This is a genomic window from Streptomyces doebereineriae (assembly GCF_031845645.1).
Classification (GTDB): Bacteria; Actinomycetota; Actinomycetes; order Streptomycetales; family Streptomycetaceae; genus Streptomyces; species Streptomyces canus.
Genome location: NZ_JAVREZ010000519.1, coordinates 1 through 404, shown reverse-complemented (window position 1 = coordinate 404; position 404 = coordinate 1). Strand labels below are relative to the sequence as shown.

At 66.6% G+C, this 404-nt stretch carries 1 protein-coding gene; it reads left to right on the top strand.

Annotated elements, in window-relative coordinates; translation table 11 throughout:
- Window positions 1–160 precede the first annotated feature (160 nt).
- A partial coding sequence (locus tag RNB18_RS53060) for a hypothetical protein (RefSeq protein ID WP_311721184.1) occupies window positions 161–404 on the top strand: 244 nt, incomplete at its 3' end.

Genomic DNA, 404 nt, shown 5'->3' with positions numbered 1-404 from the left:
CAGTCCTGCCGCGCGGCGGGGACAGCCGTGCCGAGTACTTCCGCGCCGAGGTGGAGGATCACTGGCGGTACTCGCAGGCGTCGACGGTGTCCTCGGGAAGCATCGAGATGCAGCGCATCCTGCTGTCGCGAACCATGCTGGCTAGAAAGGCGTGACGGCGATGATTCTGGATCTCAGCGATGACGCGAAAGAGTATGGCCGCGAGGCTCTGAAGGCATTCGAGTCCGCCGGCGGCGATCAGCTTCTGGCCCAAGCCGACGCCAAGCCGGACACCCGGGCCGGGCTGGTCATGCCTGTGCTGGAAGGCCTTGGGGTGTTCGAGCTCGAACCACGCGGCGATGCGGACTCATTGGAGGCCGCGGCCGCTGTGTGCCGCAGTGCCGGCTATTGGGCGCTGCCGTATC